Here is a 20,350-nt window from a genome sequence, read left to right as displayed (position 1 = left end):
CCCGCGCCCCTGACCGAGTGCCCGCACGCCCCGTGGCTACATCCTGCTCAGTGAGGCTGCGGCGTAGAGGACGTCTCTGATCGCCTGTCTGTCTCCCACCTGGCCCGCTGCCGCCTCCTGCGGGGGTACGTGGCCCGCTGCCAGGCGGCAGAACTCGACGCCGTCCAGGGCCACGTGGGCCACCTCGTGTTCCGCGGAGCCCTTGGCCGCGGGGGAGTCGAGGGGGATCAGCCACTCGCCGCCGCCCGAGCCCTCGATCTCCAGGCGCAGGCTGCGGCCCGGTTCGCCCGCCGCCACGAGGTGGCGGTGGGGGGCGGGTGCCGCGAGGCCGGCGCGGCGGCGGTGTGCCAGGGCCGTCGGCAGCATGCGGGCCGCCAGGTCGATCATGCGGTGCAGATGGCGCGGCGAGGGCGGGTCGTAGGGGTAGTCGACCGCGTCCGCGATGTCCTCGGCGTGCACCCAGCACTCGAAGGCCCGGTCGAGCATCGCGTCGTGCAGGGGCAGTGCGAAGTCGCCGTACGGCACGGGCATCTTCCCGGTGCTGCCGCCCGTGAAGGACACCGTGCGGACGAGGTTGTGGCTCTGGTCCCGCCAGGGCGCCCGCACGGCCCGGGTGGGCGGGAAGTGGGAGGCGCGCCAGTACGCCTCGGTGCGGGCCGCCGGCGTCGGGTGCCGGGACGTGACGTCGCCCAGCGGGTCGTCCAGGCCCAGCGCGAGCGCCACCAGACCGTCGACGCTGAGCAGATGCGCGATGACCCCGGCGACGGTCGTACGGCGGCTCGTCGACTCGTCGGCCCGGAACCAGCGCAGCCGTACCGGCGCGTGCCACTCGGCGTCGCCGAAGTCCTGGAGCAGGGCGTCCAGGCGCGCGGTCTCGGCGTCGTACGCGGCGGCCCAGTCCGGCACCGGGATGCGCGGCGGGCGCCGCTCCAGGCAGGTATCCAGGACGCGGGTGCGCAGCGACGGGTCCAGGTCGAGGCTCTCGGGCCGTTGCAGCAGCCCGACCGCCTCGCGCAGCCGCCGCGCCTCGTCGGCGCACTGCCCGCACTCGCCGAGGTGCTCCTCGACGGCCACGGCCTCCTCGGCCGAGCAGGCGGCCAGCGCCCAGGCGCCGAGCAGGGCCTTCAGCACGGGGTGCTCCAGCACGGGCCGTACGGGAGGCAGTGCCGCGTCACCGAGGTCCTCCAGCGCGGGCAGCGGCAGCCCGCTGTCCTCGACGGAGGCCCGGGGCGTGGGGATCCGTGGCGGCTTCCCCGGCTCCTGTCCGTCGTCGTACGCGGGCCCGTCCGGCTCGCCCGGGCCCGAGGGGAGGTCCGACCCGCTCACACCGCACCCCCGTGTCCGTGCGGTGCGCCGGGTGGCTCGGTCTCGTGGGCGGTGGACAGGAGCTGGAGGCCCAGGCGCAGCCGGCGGCGGGCCTCGTCCTCGGTGATGCCGAGGTCGGTGGCGGTCTGGCGGTAGTCGCGGCGCTGGAAGTAGGCCCGCTCCAGGGCCGAGCGCAGCGGGACCGGCATGGACTGGACGATGTAGTCGGCGCGGGCGGCGACCGAGGCGCGGCGCACCCGGTGCTCCAGTTCCTCCGCGGTGCCGGAGCCGTCGATGGCGAGGGCGGCGGTCTCGGTGGCGCGCAGGCGTTGCACGGCCAGGCGGTGGGTCAGCGTGGCGACCCAGGTGCGCAGCGGGCCCTGTCTGGGGTCGTAGGCGTCCGGATGTTCCCAGACGTGGACGAAGACCTCGCGGGTGATGCCGTCGGCGGCGCGCTCGTCGCCGAGGACGCGGTGGGCGAGGCCGTGCACGAGGGAGGCGAACCGGTCGTAGAGCTCACCGAGGGCGGCGGCCTCCCCGCGGGCGAGCCGCTGCTGCATCTTGCGGTCCCAGCGGGGCGGTACGTCCTTTTTCGCCATGCGGCCCCCTCACCCCCTGTTCGTGTCCGCGCCCGTGCCCTGTCCAGCGTGTGCCTGATGTCTCCCCGAATGTAGTCGGCACGTCCGGTAGCGCACGCCCCTTTGTGGCAATGTGCGCCCCCTGACCGGCCGCAGGTGGTAGAGGCGTCTACCCCTCCGCCCTCCGATCAGACCTGACTGAAGGGGATCGAACAGGATCGAAGCCGACTAAAACAAGCCTCATTCGCGGGGGGTCCGTTTTTCGCGTTGTGTTTCAGGGAACGGCCGCTGGGCAGCCGCGCTGCAAGGAAGCGTAGGGACTGCTTCCGTTTTGGCGATCGAAGGGCGTGGTGGTGACCTTCAAAGTGACCGGCGGCGAGCAGGGCGAATGGGCCGTGCTCCAGGTGTCCGGCGAACTGGATCTGGTGACCTCGCCGGTGCTGCGTCAGCGTGTGCACGACGTAGTGGCCGAGGGGCACCACTGTCTTGTCCTCGACCTGTCCGATGTGTTCTTCTGCGATTCCAGCGGCGTCGGCGTGCTCATCGCCGCCCGCCGTCTGATCCGCTCCTGCCAGGGCCGGCTGCGGCTGGTGCTGCCCGCCCGGGGCGCGGCCGACGGGTCCCATGTCAACCGGGTCCTCGGCGCGCTGGGCGTGCGCAGGCTGTTCGACGTGTACGGCGATGTGGACGCGGCCCTGGGTGACGAGGGCGAACCCCTGTCCGCGTGAGGAGCCGATGACGCACGGTAGGGCGAGTGTTGCCGTTCTGACACGCTGTTGTCCCGGAATTCCCCCGGTCTTGGCGCAAGTGACGTTTTCCCGCGCCCGAACGGCCCCCTCCGTCGTACGCTCCGAGCGAGACGCACCCCACCTGACGTAAGGCGGCCTGAAAGAGACATGGTCAGCAGCGAGTACGAGCGCAGGATCGCCGCCCGGTTCGCCACCTTCGACCAGGACGGCAACGGCTACATCGACCGCGAGGACTTCTACGGGGCGGCCAAGGCGCTGCTCGCGGAGTTCGCCGTAGCGGCCCGGTCCGACAAGGGCCAGGCGCTGTACGGCGGCGCGGAGGCGTTCTGGCAGGGCATGGCGGGCATCGCGGACCGCGACGGCGACCAGCGCATCACGCGCGAGGAGTTCGTCAACGGCGCGGTCAAGCGCCTGCGCGACAACCCGGACCGGTTCGCCGAGATCGCCCGTCCCTTCCTGCACGCGGCACTGGACATCGCCGACACGGATGGTGACGGCGCGGCGACGCTCGAGGAAGTGGCCCGGGTGCTCACGTGCCTCGGCGCCCCCGAGGACATCGCCCGCACAGCCGCCGGCGCGCTGGACGCGGACGAGGACGGCAAGGTCGGAGAGCCCGAGGTCGTACCGGCCTTCGCCCGCTACTTCACGGTGCCGGAGTAGAACTACTGGCTTGGGCGGCGGCGTCGGCCCGGGCGGTACCCAGGCCCGAGCGGCGCCGCCCGCCCGGCGCCGCCCGCCTGGCCGCGTCGCCCGCCCGAGGCGTGTCACCCGCCCGAGGCGCGTAGCCCGGCCGTGTAGCCACCCCGGCCGCGTAGCCCGCCCGAGGCGCGTAGCCCGCCCGAGTCGGGTCACCCGCCCGAGGCGCGTCGCCCGGCCGCGTAGCCAACCTGGCCGTGTCACACGCCCGAGCCGCGTCACCCGCCCGAGTACCGCTCACGCAGCTTGTACTTCAGTACCTTGCGCAGGGTCTCGCCCCGTGGAAGCGCGTCGACCAGCTCCAGCCGTTCCGGCAGCTTGTGCACGGACAGGCCCTCGGCGCGTAGGAAGGCGGTGGCGGCCGGGAGGGTCAAGGGCTCGGCGTCCGGTGGCTGTTCGACCACCGCGCAGACCAGCTCTCCGCGTGCGGCGTCCGGCAGGCCGATCACCGCCACGTCCCCGACCGCCGGATGCCGGTGCAGCAGGTCCTCGATCTCCTGGGCCGAGATGTTCTCGCCCTTGCGGATGATGACGTCCTTGAGCCGGCCGGTGAGGACCAGGTGCCCGGTCTCCGTCACGTGCCCGAGGTCACCGGTGCGCAGGAACCCCTCCTCGTCGAAGGCCTCCGCCGTCTGCCCCGGATCCAGATACCCCTGGCACACGGCCTCCCCGCGCAACCGCACCTCCCCGTCCACGATCCGGATCTCCATCCCCTCTGGCGGCCGCCCCTCGGTCGTCGCCAGCAGCTCGGGGGTGTCGTCCGGCGCCCCCATGGTGATCATGGGGACCTCGGTCATGCCGTACCCGTGGGTGAGCCGCACGCCCATCTCGCGCACGACGGCGTGGTACAGCTCCGGCGGCTTCGGCGCCCCGCCGCCCGCCAGCAGCCGTAGCGTCGGCACCACAGGGGTCCCCGGCCGTTTCCGCTGCTCCGCCAGGAACATCGAGTAGAACGCCGTGGACCCGCCCGCCATGGTCACCCCGTGCCGGCGGTAGGACCCCAGCGCGTCCGGCAGCGCGAACTGCTCGAACAGTACCGCCGGGAAGCCGTACAGCAGCAGCATCACCGTGTAGTCGGGCCCGCCGATATGGGCGTACGGGAAGGCGATCGACCCCACGTCGTCCCCCGAGGGCCGCAGGGCGTGCGCGAGGCAGGAGCCGCCCGCGATCAGGGAACGGTCCGTGTGCAGCACGCCCTTGGGGTCGGAGGTGGTGCCGGACGTCCAGTAGATCCAGCGGACCGTGGTGCCGTCGGAGGGTGGGGGAGGCAGTACGGAGGGATCCCCGTCGGGCAGGTCGCCGTACGCCTCGAAGGCGCCCTTCGCGCCCAGCCGCCGGGCCATCTCCGCGTGGTCGAAGCCGCGCCACTCGCCCGGCACCGCGAAGAACTCCGCCCTCGACTCGCGCAGCGCGAAGCCCACCTCGCGGTCCCGGTAGAAGGGGATGACCGGGGTCTGCACGGCGCCGAGGCGGGCCAGCGCGAAGGACAGCAGGGCCGTCTCGATCCGGGTGGGCAGCTGCCAGGCGACCACCGTGCCGGGGCGGACGCCCATGCCGTACAGCCCGGCCGCGACCCGCTCGGCCCGTGCGCGCAGAGCGCCGAACGTCAGCGTGCGCCCACCGGACTCGTCGTCCTGGAGGAAGAGCGGCCGGTCCGGGGTGAGGGCGGCGCGGCGGATGACCAGCTCCCACAGCGTGCGGGACGAACTCAGTTCGTGCGGGGTCTCGTTCACGACTGCCCCCTGCTGCTTGGCTGACGGACCGTCAGATGGGATGCTATCTGACGCTGCATCAGATAAGTACCGTCCGGCGGAGGGGACCCATGGCGACCGAACTGCCCCGCATCATCAGCGTCGACGACCACGTGATCGAGCCCGCCCACCTCTTCGACACCTGGCTGCCGGCCAAGTACCGCGACCGCGGACCCAGGCCCCTGACCGCCGGGATCGGTGAACTCGCCTACGTCGGCGGCAAGTACCGGATCACGATGGACCCGGACGGCCCGCCCACCGACTGGTGGATCTACGAGGACCTGAAGTTCCCGTACAAGCGCAACATCGCCGCCGTCGGCTTCGACCGGGACGAGATGACCCTGGAGGGCATCACCAGGGAGGAGATGCGGCGCGGCTGCTGGGACCCGAAGGCCCGCCTGGAGGACATGGACCTCAACCATGTCGAGGCGTCGCTCTGCTTCCCGTCCTTCCCGCGCTTCTGCGGCCAGACCTTCGCCGAGGCGCACGACAAGGAGGTCGCCCTGGCCTGTGTGCGCGCCTACAACGACTGGATGGTCCAGGAGTGGTGCGGGGACAGCGGCGGGCGGCTCATCCCGCTCTGCCTGATCCCGCTGTGGGACGTCGAGCTGGCCGTCGCGGAGATCCGGCGCAACGCCGAGCGCGGGGTGCGGGCGGTGACCTTCTCCGAGATCCCCACCCACCTCGGGCTGCCGTCCATCCACTCCGGCTACTGGGACCCCTTCTTCGCGGTCTGCCAGGAGACCGGGACGGTCGTCAACATGCACATCGGATCCTCGTCCCAGATGCCGGCCGCCTCCCCGGACGCACCGCCCGCCGTCCAGGCCTCGCTCAGCTTCAACAACGCGATGGCCTCGATGATGGACTTCCTCTTCAGTGGGGTGCTGGTGAGGTTCCCGCGCCTCAAACTGGCCTACTCCGAGGGCCAGATGGGCTGGGTCCCCTACGCCCTGGAGCGCGCCGACGACGTCTGGGAGGAGCACCGCGCCTGGGGCGGGGTCCGCGACACGATCCCCGAGCCGCCGTCCACGTACTACTACCGGCAGATCTTCTGCTGCTTCTTCCGAGACAAGCACGGCGTGGCCTCGCTCGACGTCGTCGGCCGCGACAACGCCACCTTCGAGACCGACTACCCGCACGTCGACTCGACCTTCCCGCACACCAAGGAGGTCGCCCTCGACCACGTCAAGGGCCTCGACGACGAGACGGTCTACAAGCTGATGCGCGGCAACGCCATCCGCATGCTGGACCTGGACCTCGACCGCTGATGGACCTGTCGTACACGCCCGAGGAGGAGGACTTCCGGGCCCGGTTGCGGGAGTGGCTCGCGCGGGTGCTCCCCGGTCTGCCGTCCAAGCCGTCGCCCGACGACTGGCCGGGGCGGCGGGCGTACGACCTCGGCTGGCAGCGCAGGCTCCACGACGCCGGATACGCCGACGTCCACTGGGACGCCTCCCCGACCACCCGGCTGATCTTCCTGGAGGAGACCGAGAAGGCGGGCGCGCCCTATGTGGGCGCCAACTTCGTGGGGCTGCTGCACGCAGGCCCGACCGTCGCCGCCGAGGGCACGCACGAGCAGCGGGCCCGCTGGCTGCCGCCGATCCTGCGCGGCGAGGAGGTCTGGTGCCAGGGCTTCAGTGAACCGGAGGCCGGCTCCGACCTCGCGGCCCTGCGCACGCGCGCGTGGCGCGACGGCGACCACTACGTGGTGACCGGCTCCAAGATCTGGACCTCCCACGCGGAAGTCGCCGACTGGTGCGAGCTGTTGGTCCGCACGGACCCGTCGGCGCCCAAGCACCGGGGCATCACCTGGCTCGCCATGCCCATGGACGCGCCCGGCATCACCGTACGGCCGCTGCGCACACTGGCCGGGTCGGCCGAGTTCGCCGAGGTGTTCCTCGACGAGGTGCGGGTGCCGGTCGCCAACCGGGTCGGGGACGAGAACGACGGCTGGCGCGTGACGATGGTGACGCTGTCCTTCGAACGCGGCACGGCCTTCGCCGGCGAGGTGGTCGCCTGCCGCCGCGTCCTGGGCGAACTGGCCGCCCGGGCCCGCGAGAACGGCCGCTGGGACGACCCGGCGCTGCGGCGCCGGCTGGGCAGGCTCAACGCCGAGTTCCGGGCACTGTGGCGGCTCACGCAGTGGAACGTGAGCGCGGCGGAGGCCTCGGGCGGGGTGCCCGGGGCCCAAGGCTCGGTCTTCAAGCTGCGGTACTCGCACGCCCGCCAGGAGCTCTACGACGCGGCCGCCGACGTCCTGGGCCCGGACCGCCTCGACCTGGACCGGCCCTGGACCCTCGACCGCCTCTCGTCCCTCTCGTACACCATCGCGGCCGGTACCTCGCAGATCCAGCACGGCATCGTCGCCGAGCGGATCCTCGGCCTGCCGAAGGGGCGGTGACCGTGCGTTTCCGGTTGACGGACGACCAGCGGGCGTTGCGCGACGGGGTGCGGCAGCTGCTGGCCCGGCGCTTCGGCGCGGAGGCGCTGCGGGCGGCCGTGCGGGGCCCGGCGCGGCTGGACCGGGTGCTGTGGCGGGCCCTGGGCGACGCCGGGTTCTTCGCGTTGCGGCTGCCGGAGGCGGACGGCGGGGTCGGACTGGGGCTGCCCGAGGCCGTGTTGGTGTTCGAGGAGGCGGGGCGGGCGCTGCTGCCCGGGCCGCTGGCCGCCACCCACCTCGCGGCCGGAACCGTGCCGGGCGCGGCCACGGGGGAGACCGTCGTGACGGCCGTCGACGGCGGCCTCGCGGAGTGGCTGGCGGAGGCCGACGTCGTACGCGGCGACACCGCCGCGGCCGTGCCGCTGCGCTCCCTCGACCCGCTGACGCCCGTGCACCGCGTGCCCGGCGGCGCGGCTACGGTCCCGGACCCCGTCGCCGTCCTCCTCACCGCCGCCGAGCAGCTCGGCACGGCGGGCCGCGTCTGCGAACTGGCGGCGCAACACGCCCGGGCCCGCGAACAGTTCGGACGGCCCATAGGGGCCTTCCAGGCGGTGGCGCACCTGTGCGCGGGGATGCTGGTCCGGGCGGAGACGGCCCGCGCCGCGGTGTACGCGGCCGCCGTCACCGCCGACCCGGTCGACATCGCCGCCGCCCGCCTGCTCGCCGACGAGGCCGCCGTGCGCGGCGCCCGCGACTGTCTCCAGGTGCACGGCGGCATGGGCTTCACCTGGGAGTCCGAGGTGCATCTGCATCTGAAACGCGCATGGGTTCGAACGCAACGTGCGGGCGGAGTCACGGAGAGTGAGGAACTCCTCGCGGCCGATCTGGCGGCCGGAGTGGCCTGACAGGCCCGCTGGCTGCGACATTGCCGACGAGTCCCGTAAAGATGTCGCGGATTGTGGCATGCCGGAATTACGGAGAGTCGATATCGGGTCGTATCCGATGCGTGACTCGTAACAGCCCGGAGTCGGCTGTCCGCTCCGGTACCTTGTGTGAGATGCGAGTGGTTCTGAACACGCGCCGCGCCGCAGCCGCCCCCGGGGCGACTGCGGATCCGGCGATGCGCGCCGCTGCTTGCCCGTCAGCGCGGCCCCGCGTCGCCGCCTGTTCGACTCCCCGCGGCGAGCGTCGCACAGTATCCCGCAGGGGTACTCCTTCGCGCTGGAATATGCCCGAAGCGCTTGTTGGGGTGACTGTACGTCAACCATGCTGTCCCACAAGGGATTCACGTTCCGTGATCCTTGTCCCGGCCGTTGTTCTGGCCATGCAGAAAATGGCTACGATCGTGGCCCTCGTGAGGCGCGAGCCTAAGTGTCCGCCGGTTCGGATGGTGTGAGCGGTGCAGGTGCTTCAAGTGCAGCTGGAGATCCGGCCCGACCCCGCAGAGGTGGGGCGTGCCCGGCGGTGGGCCCGCTCGCGCCTGGCCGGGTCCGGCATACAGGCCGACGAACCGCTCGCCGAGACGCTGATCCTGCTCGTCTCCGAGCTCGTCACCAACGCCGTGGTGCACACCGGCTGCCCCGCGGTCCTGCTGCTGTCCCTGCCGCACGCGGTGACGGACGAGGCCACGGTCCGTCTCGAGGTCGCCGACCGCAGCGGCCGGGCCCCCGTGCCCCGGTGCGCTGACGACGACGCGACCGGCGGCCGTGGCCTCGCCCTCGTCGACGGCCTCGCCGACCGCTGGGGCTGGAGCGTCGAGAGCACCGGCAAGCGCATCTGGTGCGAGCTGGACCGGTGCGTGAAGTCCGGTGAGGTCACGGCGTCGTGCGGAGGGGGCGCGGCGGCGTACGGCGGTGCCGGGACGTCCTTCGAGGGGCTGGCGTACGAGGCGGTGTAGGGCCCGGTCCTTCGGCTTGCCCGTCCTCGCTCGTCCGTGCCCGCCGGGCACGTGGAGTGCGAGGCGTGGTGGACGGGGGCACATGCCGCGGGGTCTTGCGGCGAAGCCGGGGCACGGGTGCAGGCAGGCCGGCCGGTTCCGTCATGGCATGCGGCGATGCGCCGGGATGTGCTTCCGTGCGCGCCTACGGCACATACCGCATAAGCGACAAATCACCGAATCGGGTGTTGACGCGTCGTGACCGTGTGCTCACGCTGGTGAGCAGCGATTCGCCGTGAGGGGACGGCGAGGGCTTCGGTGACGGCAGCCCTCGGCGAGTGTGAGTCGTGATTCGGCGTCGGCTCCCTTCAGGGCCAGGGGAGCCGGGGCGGGAGCGCCGGAGATGGGTGGCGGCGCACGCTGCCGTGCTCGGGGCGAGCAGCGGGGCGCCGCCATCCAGCTTCAGCGGGACCCTGGGCAGCCGATGCCCTAGAGAACGGCGACCGGCGCCACCGGGGACCCGGTCGCCCCGGCGAACGGCTCGGGCGTCGCCGACAGCAGGAACGCGTAGCGCCCCGTTTCTCCACAGGCTGTGGACAACTTTTCGAGATTCCAGTTCTGGCCCTGCGGCATCCCCATCTCCACGAGGTCGAGGGCGTGCACCGGCAGCCACAGGCCGTCCACCTCGGGCGGGAACACCTCGAAGGTCAGCGTGTCGTTGGCGACGGCCGCGACATCGCGCGCGTGGAACCACTCCGGCGTCCGGATCGACAGCCCCGGTGACGGGTAGGCGTAGGCGTGCCGGTCCCCGGCCAGGCAGACCTGGACCTGCCCGGTCCGTACGAGCACGATGTCGCCGGCCCGTACCCGCGTTCCGGCCAGTTCCTCGGCGGCGTCCAGGTCCTCGGGGGTGACGGCGTACCCGCCGTCGAGCCGCTCCGTGCCCCGGGCCCGGGCGACATCGAGCAGGACCCCGCGCGAGACGAGGTGCCGGACCGTGCCGATGCCGCTGAACCCGGCGCCGCCGTGCGCCGTGATGGAGCCGGCCGGGCGGCCGTTGTAGATCCGGCCCGAGTGCGAGACATGGGGCAACGCGTCCCAGTGGGTGGCCGCCTGCAGCCCCATGGTCACGGCGTCGTCGCTGCACGCGACCGTGCCCGGGCCGAACAGCTCCTGGTTGATCTGCACCATGACGTGCAGCGGGTCGATGCGGCCCGGGATCATCCCCGTCTGCACGCCGTTCTGCTCGAGGGGCAGCGCGAGAGGGACGCGGCGGCCGCTGCGGACGGTGGCCGCGGCCTCCCGTACGACCTCGTCGGTGATCAGGTTCAGCGTGCCGAGCTCGTCCTCGGCCCCCCAACGGCCCCAGTTGTTCACGCGCTTGGCGATGTCGTGGAACGCGTCCGGCAGCGACATGAGTCCTCCCCGGGGCTTGTCTTCCCGTATCTGACGGGTCGTAGAATTCGGGAACCTGAAATCTAACGGTCCGTCAGAAACCGTGGGACGGGAAGGGGCCGGGCGTGGGGAACTTCTTGGCAGGGAAGGTCGTCGCCGTCACCGGCGCCGGGCGGGGCATCGGCCGGGCGGTCGCGCTCGCGGCGGCGTCCGAGGGGGCGAAGGTCGTCGTCAACGACTACGGCGTCTCGGTCGACGGCGCCTCGCCGACCAGTGAGATCGCCGAGGTCGTGGTCAAGGAGATCGAGGCGGCCGGCGGCGAGGCGATGGCCGTTGCCGACGACATCTCCACCATGGCGGGCGGACAGCGGGTCGTCGACGTGGCGCTCGCGTCGTACGGGCGGCTCGACGGGGTGGTCTGCGTGGCCGGGATCCTGCGCGAGCGGATGCTGTTCAACATGACCGAGGAGGAGTGGGACCCGGTCGTCGCGACCCATCTGAAGGGTACGTTCACGGTGTTCCGGGCGGCCTCGGCGGTGATGCGGAAGCAGCGGGCCGGGACGCTGCTCGGGTTCACGAGCGGGAACCACCAGGGGTCCGTTTCGCAGGCCAACTACAGCGCGGCCAAGGGCGGGATCATCTCGCTGGTGCGGAGCGCGGCGCTGGGGCTGCACAAGTACGGGGTGACCGCGAACGCGGTGGCGCCGGTCGCGCGGACGCGGATGTCGGCGGGTGTGCCGATGGAGCTGGCGGAGATCGGGGAGCCGGAGGATGTCGCCGCGCTGGTGGTGTATCTGCTGTCCGACGCGGCGTCCCGGGAGGGGATCACCGGGCAGGTGTACACGGTCGCGGGGGCGAAGATCGCGGTGTGGGCGCAGCCGCGGGAGTTGCGTGCGGCGTATGCCTCCGGCGGTTGGACCGTGGAGGGGATCGCGGAGTTCTTGCCCGGGTCGGTGGGGGTGGATCCGATGCCCTTGTTGGAGCGGGTGCGGGAGATGGAGAGGGCGGCTCGGGAGGGGGAGCGGCCCAACGCCCAGTAGCTCGGGGGTGCGTGTGGTGTGGCGGGTGCGGGTGCGTTGTGGTTGTTCGCGCAGTTCCCCGCGCCCCTGAGGAACCTTGAGTGAGGCGGGATCGTGGAATTCGGGTTCGCGCGTGATGACGAGGACTTTCGTGCCGAGGTCCGTGAATGGCTCGCGGCGCACGCCACGGGTGAGAGTGGGCGGCGCGCATGGGAGCGGACGCTCGGTGCGGCCGGGTGGATCGGGCTCGGGTGGGGGGCGGACGGGTACGGGAATCGGAGGGCCACCCTCACCCAACAGGTCGTCTGGGCGGAGGAGTACGCGCGGTCGGGGGCGCCTCCGCGCTCCGGGCACATCGGGGAGAACCTGCTCGCGCCTACGCTCCTGGCCCACGGCACCGAGGAGCAGAAGGCCCGCTTCCTGCCTCCGATCGCCGCCGGTGACGAACTCTGGTGCCAGGGCTACAGCGAACCCGGTGCCGGTTCGGACCTGGCCGGGGTCCGTACCGCGGCCGTACGCGAGGAGGGTGGCCGTGGGTATCGCGTCACGGGGCAGAAGATCTGGACGTCGCTCGCGCACGAGGCCGACTGGTGCTTCGTGCTCGCGCGTACCGAGCCCGGGTCGAAACGGCACCACGGGCTGACCTTCCTGCTCGTCCCCATGGATCAGCCGGGCCGTGTCGAGGTCCGTCCCATCCGGCAGATGACCGGTACCAGCGACTTCAACGAGGTCTTCTTCGACGGCGCGCACGCGGAGCAGGTCGTCGGGAGCGAGGGCGACGGCTGGCGCGTCGCCATGAGCCTGCTCGGTTTCGAGCGGGGCGTGTCCACGCTGGCCCAGCAGATCGGGTTCGCCCAGGAGCTCGAGGACGTCGTGCGGGCGGCCGTGGAGTCGGGCGCGGCGCGCGATCCCGTCGTACGGGAACGGCTCGTACGGCAGTGGGCCGAACTGCGCACCATGCGCTGGAACGCCCTGCGCACGCTGGGCGGTTCGGGCGACGCGGGGGCGCCGAGCGTGGCGAAGCTGCTGTGGGCCGGCTGGCACCAGCGGCTCGGGGAGCTGGCGGTGCTGGTGCGGGGCGCGGCGGCGAGCGTCGGTCCGGCGGACTGGTCGGCCTCGTCGCCCTATGAACTGGACGCGGCACAGCACCTGTTCCTGTTCTCCCGGGCCGACACCGTCTACGGCGGCTCGGACCAGATCCAGCGCACGATCATCGCCGAGCGCGTGCTCGGCCTGCCCAGGGAGCCCAAGGGGGCCGTGTGATGCGAGGCGTGATCTTCGACGGGAAGCAGGTCCGGGTCGTGACGGACCTGGAGGTGCGGGAGCCGGGGCCGGGTGAGGTGCGGGTCGCGATCCGGGCGGCCGGGCTCTGCCACAGCGATCTGTCGGTGGTGGACGGGACCATACCGTTCCCGGTTCCCGTGGTGCTGGGCCATGAGGGGGCCGGGGTCGTGGAGGCGGTGGGGGTGGGCGTCACCCATGTGGCGCCCGGTGACCATGTCGCGCTGTCCACGCTGGCCAACTGCGGTACGTGCGCGGAGTGCGACCGGGGGCGGCCCACGATGTGCCGGGGGGCGATCGGGCGCCCGGGCCGGCCGTTCAGCCACGAAGGCCTGCCGGTGTACCAGTTCGCGGCGAACTCGGCCTTCGCGGAGCGCACGGTGGTGAAGGCCGTGCAGGCCGTCCGCATCCCCGAGGACATCCCCATGGCGTCGGCGGCGCTCATCGGGTGCGGGGTGCTGACGGGGGTGGGTGCCGTACTGAACCGGGCGCGGGTGGACCGGGGCGACAGTGTGCTGGTGATCGGGACGGGCGGCATCGGGCTGAACGTGTTGCAGGGGGCGCGGCTCGCGGGCGCCCTGCGGATCGTGGCGGTCGACGCCAACCCGGCGAAGGAGGAGGTGGCGCGGCGCTTCGGCGCGACGGACTTCCTCACCTCGACCGAGGGCGTGCGCGGTGTCCTGCCCACCGGCGCGGACCACGCCTTCGAGTGCGTCGGCCGCGTGGAGCTGATCCGCCAGGCCGTCGACGCGCTGGACCGGCACGGCCAGGCGATCCTCCTCGGCGTGCCCCCGGCCGCGGCCGAGGCGTCCTTCCGCGTCTCGTCGATGTACCTCGACAAGTCCATCCTGGGCTGCCGCTACGGCTCCTCCCGCCCGCAGCGCGACATCGCCCTGTACGCCGACCTGTACCGCCAGGGACGGCTGCTGCTCGACGAACTCGTCACCCGGACCTATCCGGTCGAGGAGTTCGAGAAGGCGGCGGCGGACGCGGAGGCGGGGCGGGTGGCGCGGGGGGTGCTTACGTTCTGACGGCCGCCGTCCGGTCCTTTTCGGCCCGGAAGGTCCGCCGGTAGGCGGTCGGCGTGACGCCGAGCGCCGTCTGGAGGTGCTGGCGCATCGACTGGGCCGTGCCGAAACCGGCGTCGTGGGCCACCTGGTCGACGGAGCGGTCGGTGGACTCCAGCAGGTGCCGGGCCCGTTCCACGCGCTGCTGGGTGATCCACTGGCCCGGGCTGACGCCGGTCTCCTCACGGAAGCGGCGGGTGAAGGTGCGGACCGACATGGACTCCTGGGCGGCCATGTCGCGCAGCTGGATCGGCTCGTGCAGGCGGCCCAGGGCCCAGGCGCGGGCGGCGGTGGTGGACGCCTGCTGCGGATCGGGCACCGGCCGCTCGATGTACTGCGCCTGCCCGCCGTCGCGGTGGGGCGGTACGACCGTACGGCGGGCCACCTCGTTGGCGACGGCGGCGCCGTGGTCGCGGCGCACCATGTGCAGGCACAGGTCGAGGCCGGCCGCGACGCCCGCGGAGGTCAGCACATCGCCGTCGTCGATGAACAACACGTCCGGGTCGACCTTGACCTGCGGGAAGAGCCGCTGGAGGCGCTCGGAGTCGGCCCAGTGGGTGGTGGCGGGGCGGCCGTCGAGCAGGCCGGCGGCGGCCAGGACGTAGACGCCGGTGCAGATGGAGGCCAGCCGGGTGCCGGGCCGGAGGTGGGCGAGGGCGGCGGCGAGTTCGTCGGTCAGCACGCCCTCCTCGTAGACCGGGCCGAGTTCGTACGACGCCGGGACGATCACCGTGTCGGCGGTGGCCAGGGCCTCCGGGCCGTGGGCGACGTGGATGTCGAAGTCGGCGTCCGTCACGACCGGGCCGGGCGGCCGGACCGAGCAGGTCACGACCTCGTACAGGTGCCGCCTCCGGGCGTCCTTGGGGCGGCCGAAGATGCGGTGCGGGATGCCCAGTTCGAAGGGGAGCAGGCCGTCGAGGGCGAGGACGACGACGCGGTGGGGGCGGAAGCCCGGGTGTGCTGCGCTCGCTGCCATGGCCCGATCCTAGCGAATGCTGTCTCTTGGGCCACTCGATGAGTCCCGGGCGCGGATCGGAAGCTCTATGACGTGACCCAGACAGCCGACGCCGCGGCACCCGTCCGCCAGCCCGAGCCCAAGCCGACCCGCAGGCGTGTGCACCGCGCATGGTTCGTCGCCGCCGTCACCTTTGTGACGATCATCGGCGCCGCCGCCTTCCGTTCCGTGCCGGGCCTGCTCATCGACCCGCTGCACGACGAGTTCGGCTGGTCGCGCGGCACGATCGGTGCCGCGGTCTCCGTCAATCTCGCGCTGTACGGTCTGACGGCCCCGTTCGCGGCGGCCCTGATGGACCGCTTCGGCATCCGCCGGGTGGTCGCGGTCGCCCTGACGATCATCGCCCTCGGTTCCGGCCTGACGGTGTGGATGACGGCGGCGTGGCAGCTGATGCTGTGCTGGGGCCTGCTGGTCGGCCTCGGCTCCGGCTCCATGGCGCTGGCGTTCGCGGCGACCGTCACCAACCGCTGGTTCACCGAACGGCGCGGCCTGGTCAGCGGTGTCCTCACCGCCGCGTCGGCCTCGGGCCAGCTCATCTTCCTGCCGTTGCTGTCCTGGATCATCGACCGGTACGAGTGGCGTCCGGCGGCCGTGACGGTCGCGCTCGCGGCGCTCGCGGTCGTCCCCTTCGTCTGGCTCCTCCTCCACGACCACCCCGCCGACGTGGGCCAGAAGCCGTACGGCGCGACCGAGTTCGTGCCGAAGCCGGCACCGGTGGTGGGCGCCGCGCGCCGTGCCGTGTCCGTCCTGTTCTCCGCCGCCCGCACCGGCCCGTTCTGGCTGCTCGCCGGCACCTTCGCGATCTGCGGTGCCTCCACCAACGGCCTGGTCCAGACCCACTTCGTGCCCGCCTCCCACGACCACGGCATGCCCATCACGGCCGCGGCCTCGCTGCTCGCGGTCATCGGGATCTTCGACGTCGTCGGCACGATCGCCTCCGGCTGGTTCACGGACCGCTTCGACGCGCGCCGGCTGCTCGCGGTGTACTACGCGCTGCGGGGGGTGTCGCTGCTGTTCCTCCCGCTGCTGCTGGCGCCCTCGGTCCACCCGCCGATGATCTTCTTCATCGTCTTCTACGGCCTCGACTGGGTCGCCACCGTCCCGCCCACCCTCGCCCTGTGCCGCGAGCAGTACGGCGAGGACAGCGCGATCGTCTTCGGCTGGGTCCTCGCCTCCCACCAGGTGGGCGCCGCCCTGGTCGCCTTCCTCGGCGGCGTCGCCCGCGACGCGTTCGGCTCGTACGACGTGGTCTGGTACGCGTCGGGGGCGCTGTGCGCGGTGGCGGCGCTGATGGCGCTGGTGATCCGGCGGCGGGCGGGCGGTGTGGCGGCGACGGTGTGACAGGTCATTCTCACGGGAGCCCGAAAAAAGTCGGACGGGGATGTCGAGAACCCGCGTCCCGCTCCGTCCCCGGTGTGAACGCGACCACAATGGGTCGCACGAGCACCGAGGAGACCATCATGGCGAAGTACCTGCTGCTGAAGCACTACCGCGGCGCCCCGGCTCCGGTCAACGACGTCCCGATGGACCAGTGGAGCCCCGAGGAGATCTCGGCGCACATGCAGTACATGAACGACTTCGCGGCCCGCCTGGAGAAGACCGGCGAGTTCGTCGACGGCCAGGCGCTCGCCCCCGAGGGAGCGTGGGTCCGCTACGACGGTGAGGGGCGCCCGCCGGTCACCGACGGACCGTTCGCCGAGACCAAGGACCTCATCGCCGGCTGGATGATCATCGACGTCGACAGCTACGAGCGGGCCGTCGAGCTGGCCGGGGAGCTGTCCGCCGCCCCCGGGGCGGGCGGCAAGCCGATCCACGAGTGGCTGGAGGTGCGCCCGTTCTACGGCGAGCAGCCCACCATCACGGAATGACGTCACCGATGGACGAGGCCCTGCTCAGGAGCCTCACGCCGAGCGTGCTCACCGTCCTCGTCCGCCGCGGAGCCGACTTCGCGGCGGCCGAGGACGCCGTGCAGGACGCCCTGGTCGAGGCGCTCCGCCTCTGGCCGGCCGACCCGCCGCGGGACGCCAAGGGCTGGCTGATCACCGTGGCCTGGCGGAAGTTCCTCGACGCGACCCGCGCGGACACCGCCCGCCGCCGGCGTGAGGACCGCGTCGAGGAGGAACCGGCGCCCGGCCCGGCGCCCGCGCTGGACGACACGCTCCAGCTCTACTTCCTGTGCGCCCACCCGTCGCTGACCCCGGCATCGGCGGTCGCGCTCACGCTGCGCGCCGTCGGCGGCCTCACCACCCGGCAGATCGCCGAGGCCTACCTCGTACCCGAGGCGACCATGGCGCAGCGCATCAGCCGGGCCAAACGCACGGTCTCCGGTGTGCGGTTCGACCAGCCCGGGGACGTGGCCACTGTCCTCCGCGTCCTCTACCTCGTCTTCAACGAGGGCTACTCCGGCGACGTCGACCTCGCCGCCGAGGCCATCCGGCTCACCCGGCAGCTCGCGACCGCGATCGACCACCCCGAGGTGGCTGGTCTGCTCGCCCTCATGCTGCTCCACCACGCCCGGCGTGCCGCCCGGACCGCGTCCGACGGCAGCCTGGTGCCGCTCGCCGAGCAGGACCGCGGCCGGTGGGACACCGCGTCGATCGCCGAGGGCGTCGTGATCCTCCAGACGGCCCTCGCCCGTGACCGGCTGGGCGAGTTCCAGGCCCAGGCCGCCATCGCGGCCCTCCACGCCGACGCGCCCACCGCCGAGGAGACCGACTGGGTGCAGATCGTCGAGTGGTACGACGAGCTCGTACGCCTGACCGACAGCCCGGTCGTCCGGCTCAACCGCGCGGTCGCCGTGGGGGAGGCCGACGGGCCGCGCGCCGGGCTGGCGGCGCTCGCGGAACTGGATCCCTCCCTGCCCCGCCACGCCGCGGTGGCGGCGTACCTCCACGAGCGTGACGGCGACTTGGGCACGGCGGCCCGGCTGTACGCCGAGGCGGCCCGGCGGGCCCCCAACCTCGCCGAACGCGATCATCTGATGCGGCAGGCGGCGCGGCTCAACGCGGGGCGGGGGTGCTGAGGGGTCGCGTGTGGACTGTGTCGGCTGTTCGATCCTGGTCGGGGGTGAGCTCGCCGGGGCGTTGGAGCAGGCCCAGGAGCGCACGCGCGATGACACCGGCGTCGTGCAGTCGTCTGGCCAGGTCACCTGACGTCGTAGCACTGTTGAGATGTTCGTCAGCATGCCGCAGGACGGTTTGTGCGGTGGCCTGCGTCCCGTCCCGCATCCGAGGCATGAGCTTTGACAGCTCGGGTGCCAGCAGCCGTACGTACCCCTCCATCTCCTGGAGGCGGGCCCGCTGCTCGGGCGGCTGCCCGCTGGGGCCCCACAGCGTTTCCTCGCACCGGCGCCGGATCAGGGCCGCGTCGAACGGAGCCGTCGTATCGCTCATGCTTCCCGCTCCGTGGCGAGGCACTGCCTGGCGGCGGCGATCAGCCGGGCGACCTTCAAGGGTCTGCACAGGGTCGCGGCCGAGGCCATCGGCACCGACCAGTAGGTGACGCGAGCGCGCGTGCATTCCAGGGCGTCCGCCCTGGGAACTCCGAGATAGCTGCCGAGGCCCAGGCACTCCACGTCCAGGGGCCGCCAGTCGAGCTCCGACGGCTCGGTGCTGTCCGCCAGGGCCAGCACGAGGCGGCCGGGGATGCGTACGGCGGAGAAATCGATGCCGAGCGGGAGCATGGCTACGGCGTGCTGCTGCCATTCCAGGCGGGCTCGGTCGCGGCTTGGGGGCGGAAGGGTTGCCAGCAGCCGGTGCTCCGCCGCTGACCGCCGGTCCGAGGTGGGGTGTTCGAGCACTCCGGGGTCGGCTGCGACGGGCGGTAAGACGGAGTGGCTGTGGTTGCTCGGCATGCTGGGGCCTCCCCGGTCACGTGCGTTCCGTTTCACGCCGTGACCGTAGAAGCGCTGCTACCGCGACAGGGGCACAGTTTGTGCCCCCTTGCTCACGCTGAGAGAAGGCCGAGCTTCACCGCGAGTCCCGAGGCGCGACGCCTGCGCGCCGGGGACTTCGCCTCGGTCTCCTCCAGCACGATGCGTTTGGCGTAGCCGTTGTACTTGATCGTTTCTGGGGCCGCCTCGTAGGCCTGGTTGAGCGTCGCGAGGGCCACGTCCGGCTGCCCGTCGAGCTGGTAGCCGCGCGCCTCCTCGATGCGATGGCGAGCACGTCGCGGCCGCGACGGGATCGTCGCCGCGTCGGCGGCGGCCGCCTGCCGTACGGACTCCCCGCCGGCGTGCGTCTCGACGGCGATGGTCACGGCGTGCGCGCCCATGATGGCGCGCGAGAACGACGTCACCGGGTGGTAGTAGGCGGCGGGCAGACGGGTCGCCATGTCCCGGGCCAGGTCCCAGTGCCTCCAGGCTGTGCCCGCCTCGCCTCGGCGGGCTGCCGTGTATCCGGCTTCGAAGGTGAGGGCGCCGGTGATCGCGAGGACATCGTCGCTCGCGTTCGGCAACAGTGGTTCGAGGTAGGCCAGCGTTCCCATCGTCACGGCGTCGGCGGCGTCGAAGTGGGCGGGCCCGCTGTCACGGTGTGCTTGAGCGGCGAGCCACGCGGCGACGCCGATCGCGTGCGGGTCCTCGGACTCCTGGGCGGCGATCAGGGCACGGTCGGCGACGCGCCACAGCAGCGCCGCGTCGGGCTGGTAGGCACAGAAGAACTGCGCGAGGGAGTACACCTCCGCGAGGACGGCCTGCGCCGCGCGCCGCTCCGGTCCGGAGTCCGCCTGCCGTGCCGCGGCCTGGGCGTCGCGGATTAGGTCCGGCAGTAACTCGCCGATGACCTCACGGTGGTTCGGAGCAGAATGCCGGGCGGCCCAGGCGCGTGCGAGGCGAGCGCGGAGGTGCTCGGCAGGGGGCGCCTGGCGCTCGGTGGTGAGCGGGAAGGCGTCGAGCGCCGACTTCACCTCAGGGAGGCGTGGATGACCGGGACCGGTGAAGAGGCCGACCCGCATGGACTGGTCTCCGGTGAGGTCGGAGAGGTCCCGTAGGCGCAGGACCTCGGCGATACGGAGGATCACTTCGAGCTTGGGCGTCTTGAGACGGCCCGTCTCGACGCCCTTGACCCAGGAACCGGAACGGCCGACGAGGCCGCCGAGTTGCTCGCGGGTGAGGCCCTTGCGGGTGCGCAGGATCTGGAGTCGTGGCCCGAAGACAAGCGGGTCGGCGTAGGGGTCCGGGGTAGCGTCAGATGGCACGGTCTCGCCCCTTTTCTGTTCAGCGTCCACTGTCAGGGTATG

General features: G+C 72.4%; 20 protein-coding genes. 12 read left to right on the top strand and 8 right to left on the bottom strand.

Going from position 1 to position 20,350, the window contains the following annotated elements:
• Positions 1-36 precede the first annotated feature (36 nt).
• Together OHU35_RS18685 and OHU35_RS18680 are read right to left on the bottom strand one after the other, a co-directional pair.
• Positions 37-1,326: a zf-HC2 domain-containing protein gene (locus tag OHU35_RS18685; RefSeq protein ID WP_189727002.1), complete on the bottom strand. Its 1,290-nt coding sequence runs from the start codon at positions 1,324-1,326 to the stop codon at positions 37-39.
• Positions 1,323-1,904: a sigma-70 family RNA polymerase sigma factor gene (locus OHU35_RS18680; RefSeq protein ID WP_189727001.1), complete on the bottom strand. Its 582-nt coding sequence runs from the start codon at positions 1,902-1,904 to the stop codon at positions 1,323-1,325. The genes OHU35_RS18685 and OHU35_RS18680 overlap by 4 nt, the downstream gene beginning before the upstream one ends.
• Positions 1,905-2,230: 326 nt before the next feature.
• Between OHU35_RS18680 and OHU35_RS18675 the strand changes: the two genes are divergently transcribed.
• Together OHU35_RS18675 and OHU35_RS18670 are read left to right on the top strand one after the other, a co-directional pair.
• Positions 2,231-2,611 carry an STAS domain-containing protein gene (locus OHU35_RS18675; RefSeq protein ID WP_189727000.1) on the top strand — a complete coding sequence of 127 codons (381 nt, stop codon included), beginning with the start codon at positions 2,231-2,233 and terminating at the stop codon, positions 2,609-2,611.
• 168 nt (positions 2,612-2,779) lie between these two features.
• Complete coding sequence (locus tag OHU35_RS18670) at positions 2,780-3,292, top strand: EF-hand domain-containing protein (protein WP_189726999.1); 513 nt, start codon at positions 2,780-2,782, stop codon at positions 3,290-3,292.
• Between the two features lie 254 nt (positions 3,293-3,546).
• Here the strand turns inward: OHU35_RS18670 and OHU35_RS18665 are convergent, their stop codons facing one another.
• A complete protein-coding gene (locus OHU35_RS18665) occupies positions 3,547-5,061 on the bottom strand; it encodes a class I adenylate-forming enzyme family protein (protein WP_189726998.1) in 1,515 nt (504 codons plus the stop codon).
• 89 nt (positions 5,062-5,150) lie between these two features.
• On the opposite strand from OHU35_RS18665, the gene OHU35_RS18660 reads away from it, so the two are divergent.
• The 4 genes from OHU35_RS18660 to OHU35_RS18645 all read left to right on the top strand — a co-directional run bounded on the left by OHU35_RS18660 (position 5,151) and on the right by OHU35_RS18645 (position 9,356).
• Positions 5,151-6,347 (top strand): amidohydrolase family protein, encoded by a 1,197-nt coding sequence (locus OHU35_RS18660; protein WP_189726997.1) that lies wholly within the window; start codon positions 5,151-5,153, stop codon positions 6,345-6,347.
• Entirely contained in the window at positions 6,347-7,480 is a 1,134-nt protein-coding gene (locus tag OHU35_RS18655; protein WP_189726996.1) for an acyl-CoA dehydrogenase, read from the top strand. Before OHU35_RS18660 ends, OHU35_RS18655 begins: the two co-directional genes overlap by 1 nt.
• A 2-nt stretch (positions 7,481-7,482) precedes the next feature.
• A complete protein-coding gene (locus OHU35_RS18650; protein ID WP_359893824.1) occupies positions 7,483-8,364 on the top strand; it encodes an acyl-CoA dehydrogenase family protein in 882 nt (293 codons plus the stop codon).
• Positions 8,365-8,873: 509 nt separating this feature from the next.
• Positions 8,874-9,356, top strand: coding sequence for an ATP-binding protein (locus OHU35_RS18645; RefSeq protein WP_189727084.1), 483 nt, complete (start codon positions 8,874-8,876; stop codon positions 9,354-9,356).
• Positions 9,357-9,824: 468 nt separating this feature from the next.
• On the opposite strand, the gene OHU35_RS18640 is transcribed toward OHU35_RS18645, so the two are convergent.
• On the bottom strand, positions 9,825-10,751 hold the full coding sequence (locus tag OHU35_RS18640; protein WP_189726995.1) for a cyclase family protein: 927 nt from the start codon (positions 10,749-10,751) through the stop codon (positions 9,825-9,827).
• A 104-nt stretch (positions 10,752-10,855) separates the two neighbouring features.
• On the opposite strand from OHU35_RS18640, the gene OHU35_RS18635 reads away from it, so the two are divergent.
• The 3 genes from OHU35_RS18635 to OHU35_RS18625 all read left to right on the top strand — a co-directional run bounded on the left by OHU35_RS18635 (position 10,856) and on the right by OHU35_RS18625 (position 14,061).
• Positions 10,856-11,770: an SDR family oxidoreductase gene (locus OHU35_RS18635; protein ID WP_405506053.1), complete on the top strand. Its 915-nt coding sequence runs from the start codon at positions 10,856-10,858 to the stop codon at positions 11,768-11,770.
• Between the two features lie 93 nt (positions 11,771-11,863).
• Positions 11,864-13,012: an acyl-CoA dehydrogenase family protein gene (locus OHU35_RS18630; protein ID WP_189726993.1), complete on the top strand. Its 1,149-nt coding sequence runs from the start codon at positions 11,864-11,866 to the stop codon at positions 13,010-13,012.
• The gene (locus OHU35_RS18625; RefSeq protein ID WP_189726992.1) at positions 13,012-14,061 is read left to right on the top strand and encodes a Zn-dependent alcohol dehydrogenase; all 1,050 of its coding nucleotides are present in this window, start codon (positions 13,012-13,014) and stop codon (positions 14,059-14,061) included. Before OHU35_RS18630 ends, OHU35_RS18625 begins: the two co-directional genes overlap by 1 nt.
• Here the strand turns inward: OHU35_RS18625 and OHU35_RS18620 are convergent.
• The gene (locus OHU35_RS18620) at positions 14,051-15,073 is read right to left on the bottom strand and encodes a GlxA family transcriptional regulator (protein WP_189726991.1); all 1,023 of its coding nucleotides are present in this window, start codon (positions 15,071-15,073) and stop codon (positions 14,051-14,053) included. The two genes, OHU35_RS18625 and OHU35_RS18620, sit on opposite strands and share 11 nt — an antisense overlap.
• Before the next feature lie 72 nt (positions 15,074-15,145).
• Here OHU35_RS18620 and OHU35_RS18615 point away from each other — a divergent pair, with 72 nt between their 5' ends.
• The 3 genes from OHU35_RS18615 to OHU35_RS18605 all read left to right on the top strand — a co-directional run bounded on the left by OHU35_RS18615 (position 15,146) and on the right by OHU35_RS18605 (position 18,134).
• Positions 15,146-16,453 (top strand): MFS transporter, encoded by a 1,308-nt coding sequence (locus tag OHU35_RS18615; protein WP_189726990.1) that lies wholly within the window; start codon positions 15,146-15,148, stop codon positions 16,451-16,453.
• 119 nt (positions 16,454-16,572) lie between these two features.
• On the top strand, positions 16,573-16,980 hold the full coding sequence (locus tag OHU35_RS18610; protein WP_189726989.1) for a YciI family protein: 408 nt from the start codon (positions 16,573-16,575) through the stop codon (positions 16,978-16,980).
• An 8-nt stretch (positions 16,981-16,988) separates the two neighbouring features.
• The gene (locus OHU35_RS18605; RefSeq protein ID WP_189727083.1) at positions 16,989-18,134 is read left to right on the top strand and encodes an RNA polymerase sigma factor; all 1,146 of its coding nucleotides are present in this window, start codon (positions 16,989-16,991) and stop codon (positions 18,132-18,134) included.
• Here the strand turns inward: OHU35_RS18605 and OHU35_RS18600 are convergent.
• The 3 genes from OHU35_RS18600 to OHU35_RS18590 all read right to left on the bottom strand — a co-directional run bounded on the left by OHU35_RS18600 (position 18,112) and on the right by OHU35_RS18590 (position 20,308).
• A complete protein-coding gene (locus tag OHU35_RS18600; protein WP_189726988.1) occupies positions 18,112-18,504 on the bottom strand; it encodes a hypothetical protein in 393 nt (130 codons plus the stop codon). The genes OHU35_RS18605 and OHU35_RS18600 overlap by 23 nt on opposite strands.
• Positions 18,501-18,965, bottom strand: a complete 465-nt coding sequence (locus OHU35_RS18595; RefSeq protein WP_229873157.1) for a hypothetical protein — start codon at positions 18,963-18,965, stop codon at positions 18,501-18,503. Before OHU35_RS18595 ends, OHU35_RS18600 begins: the two co-directional genes overlap by 4 nt.
• Before the next feature lie 92 nt (positions 18,966-19,057).
• Positions 19,058-20,308, bottom strand: coding sequence for a helix-turn-helix transcriptional regulator (locus OHU35_RS18590; RefSeq protein WP_229873156.1), 1,251 nt, complete (start codon positions 20,306-20,308; stop codon positions 19,058-19,060).
• Between the last annotated feature and the right edge of the window lie 42 nt (positions 20,309-20,350).

It is taken from the genome of Streptomyces purpurascens (assembly GCF_045040895.1).
In the GTDB taxonomy this organism is placed as follows: Bacteria; Actinomycetota; Actinomycetes; order Streptomycetales; family Streptomycetaceae; genus Streptomyces; species Streptomyces purpurascens.
This window is presented reverse-complemented; position numbering and strand designations above follow the sequence as displayed.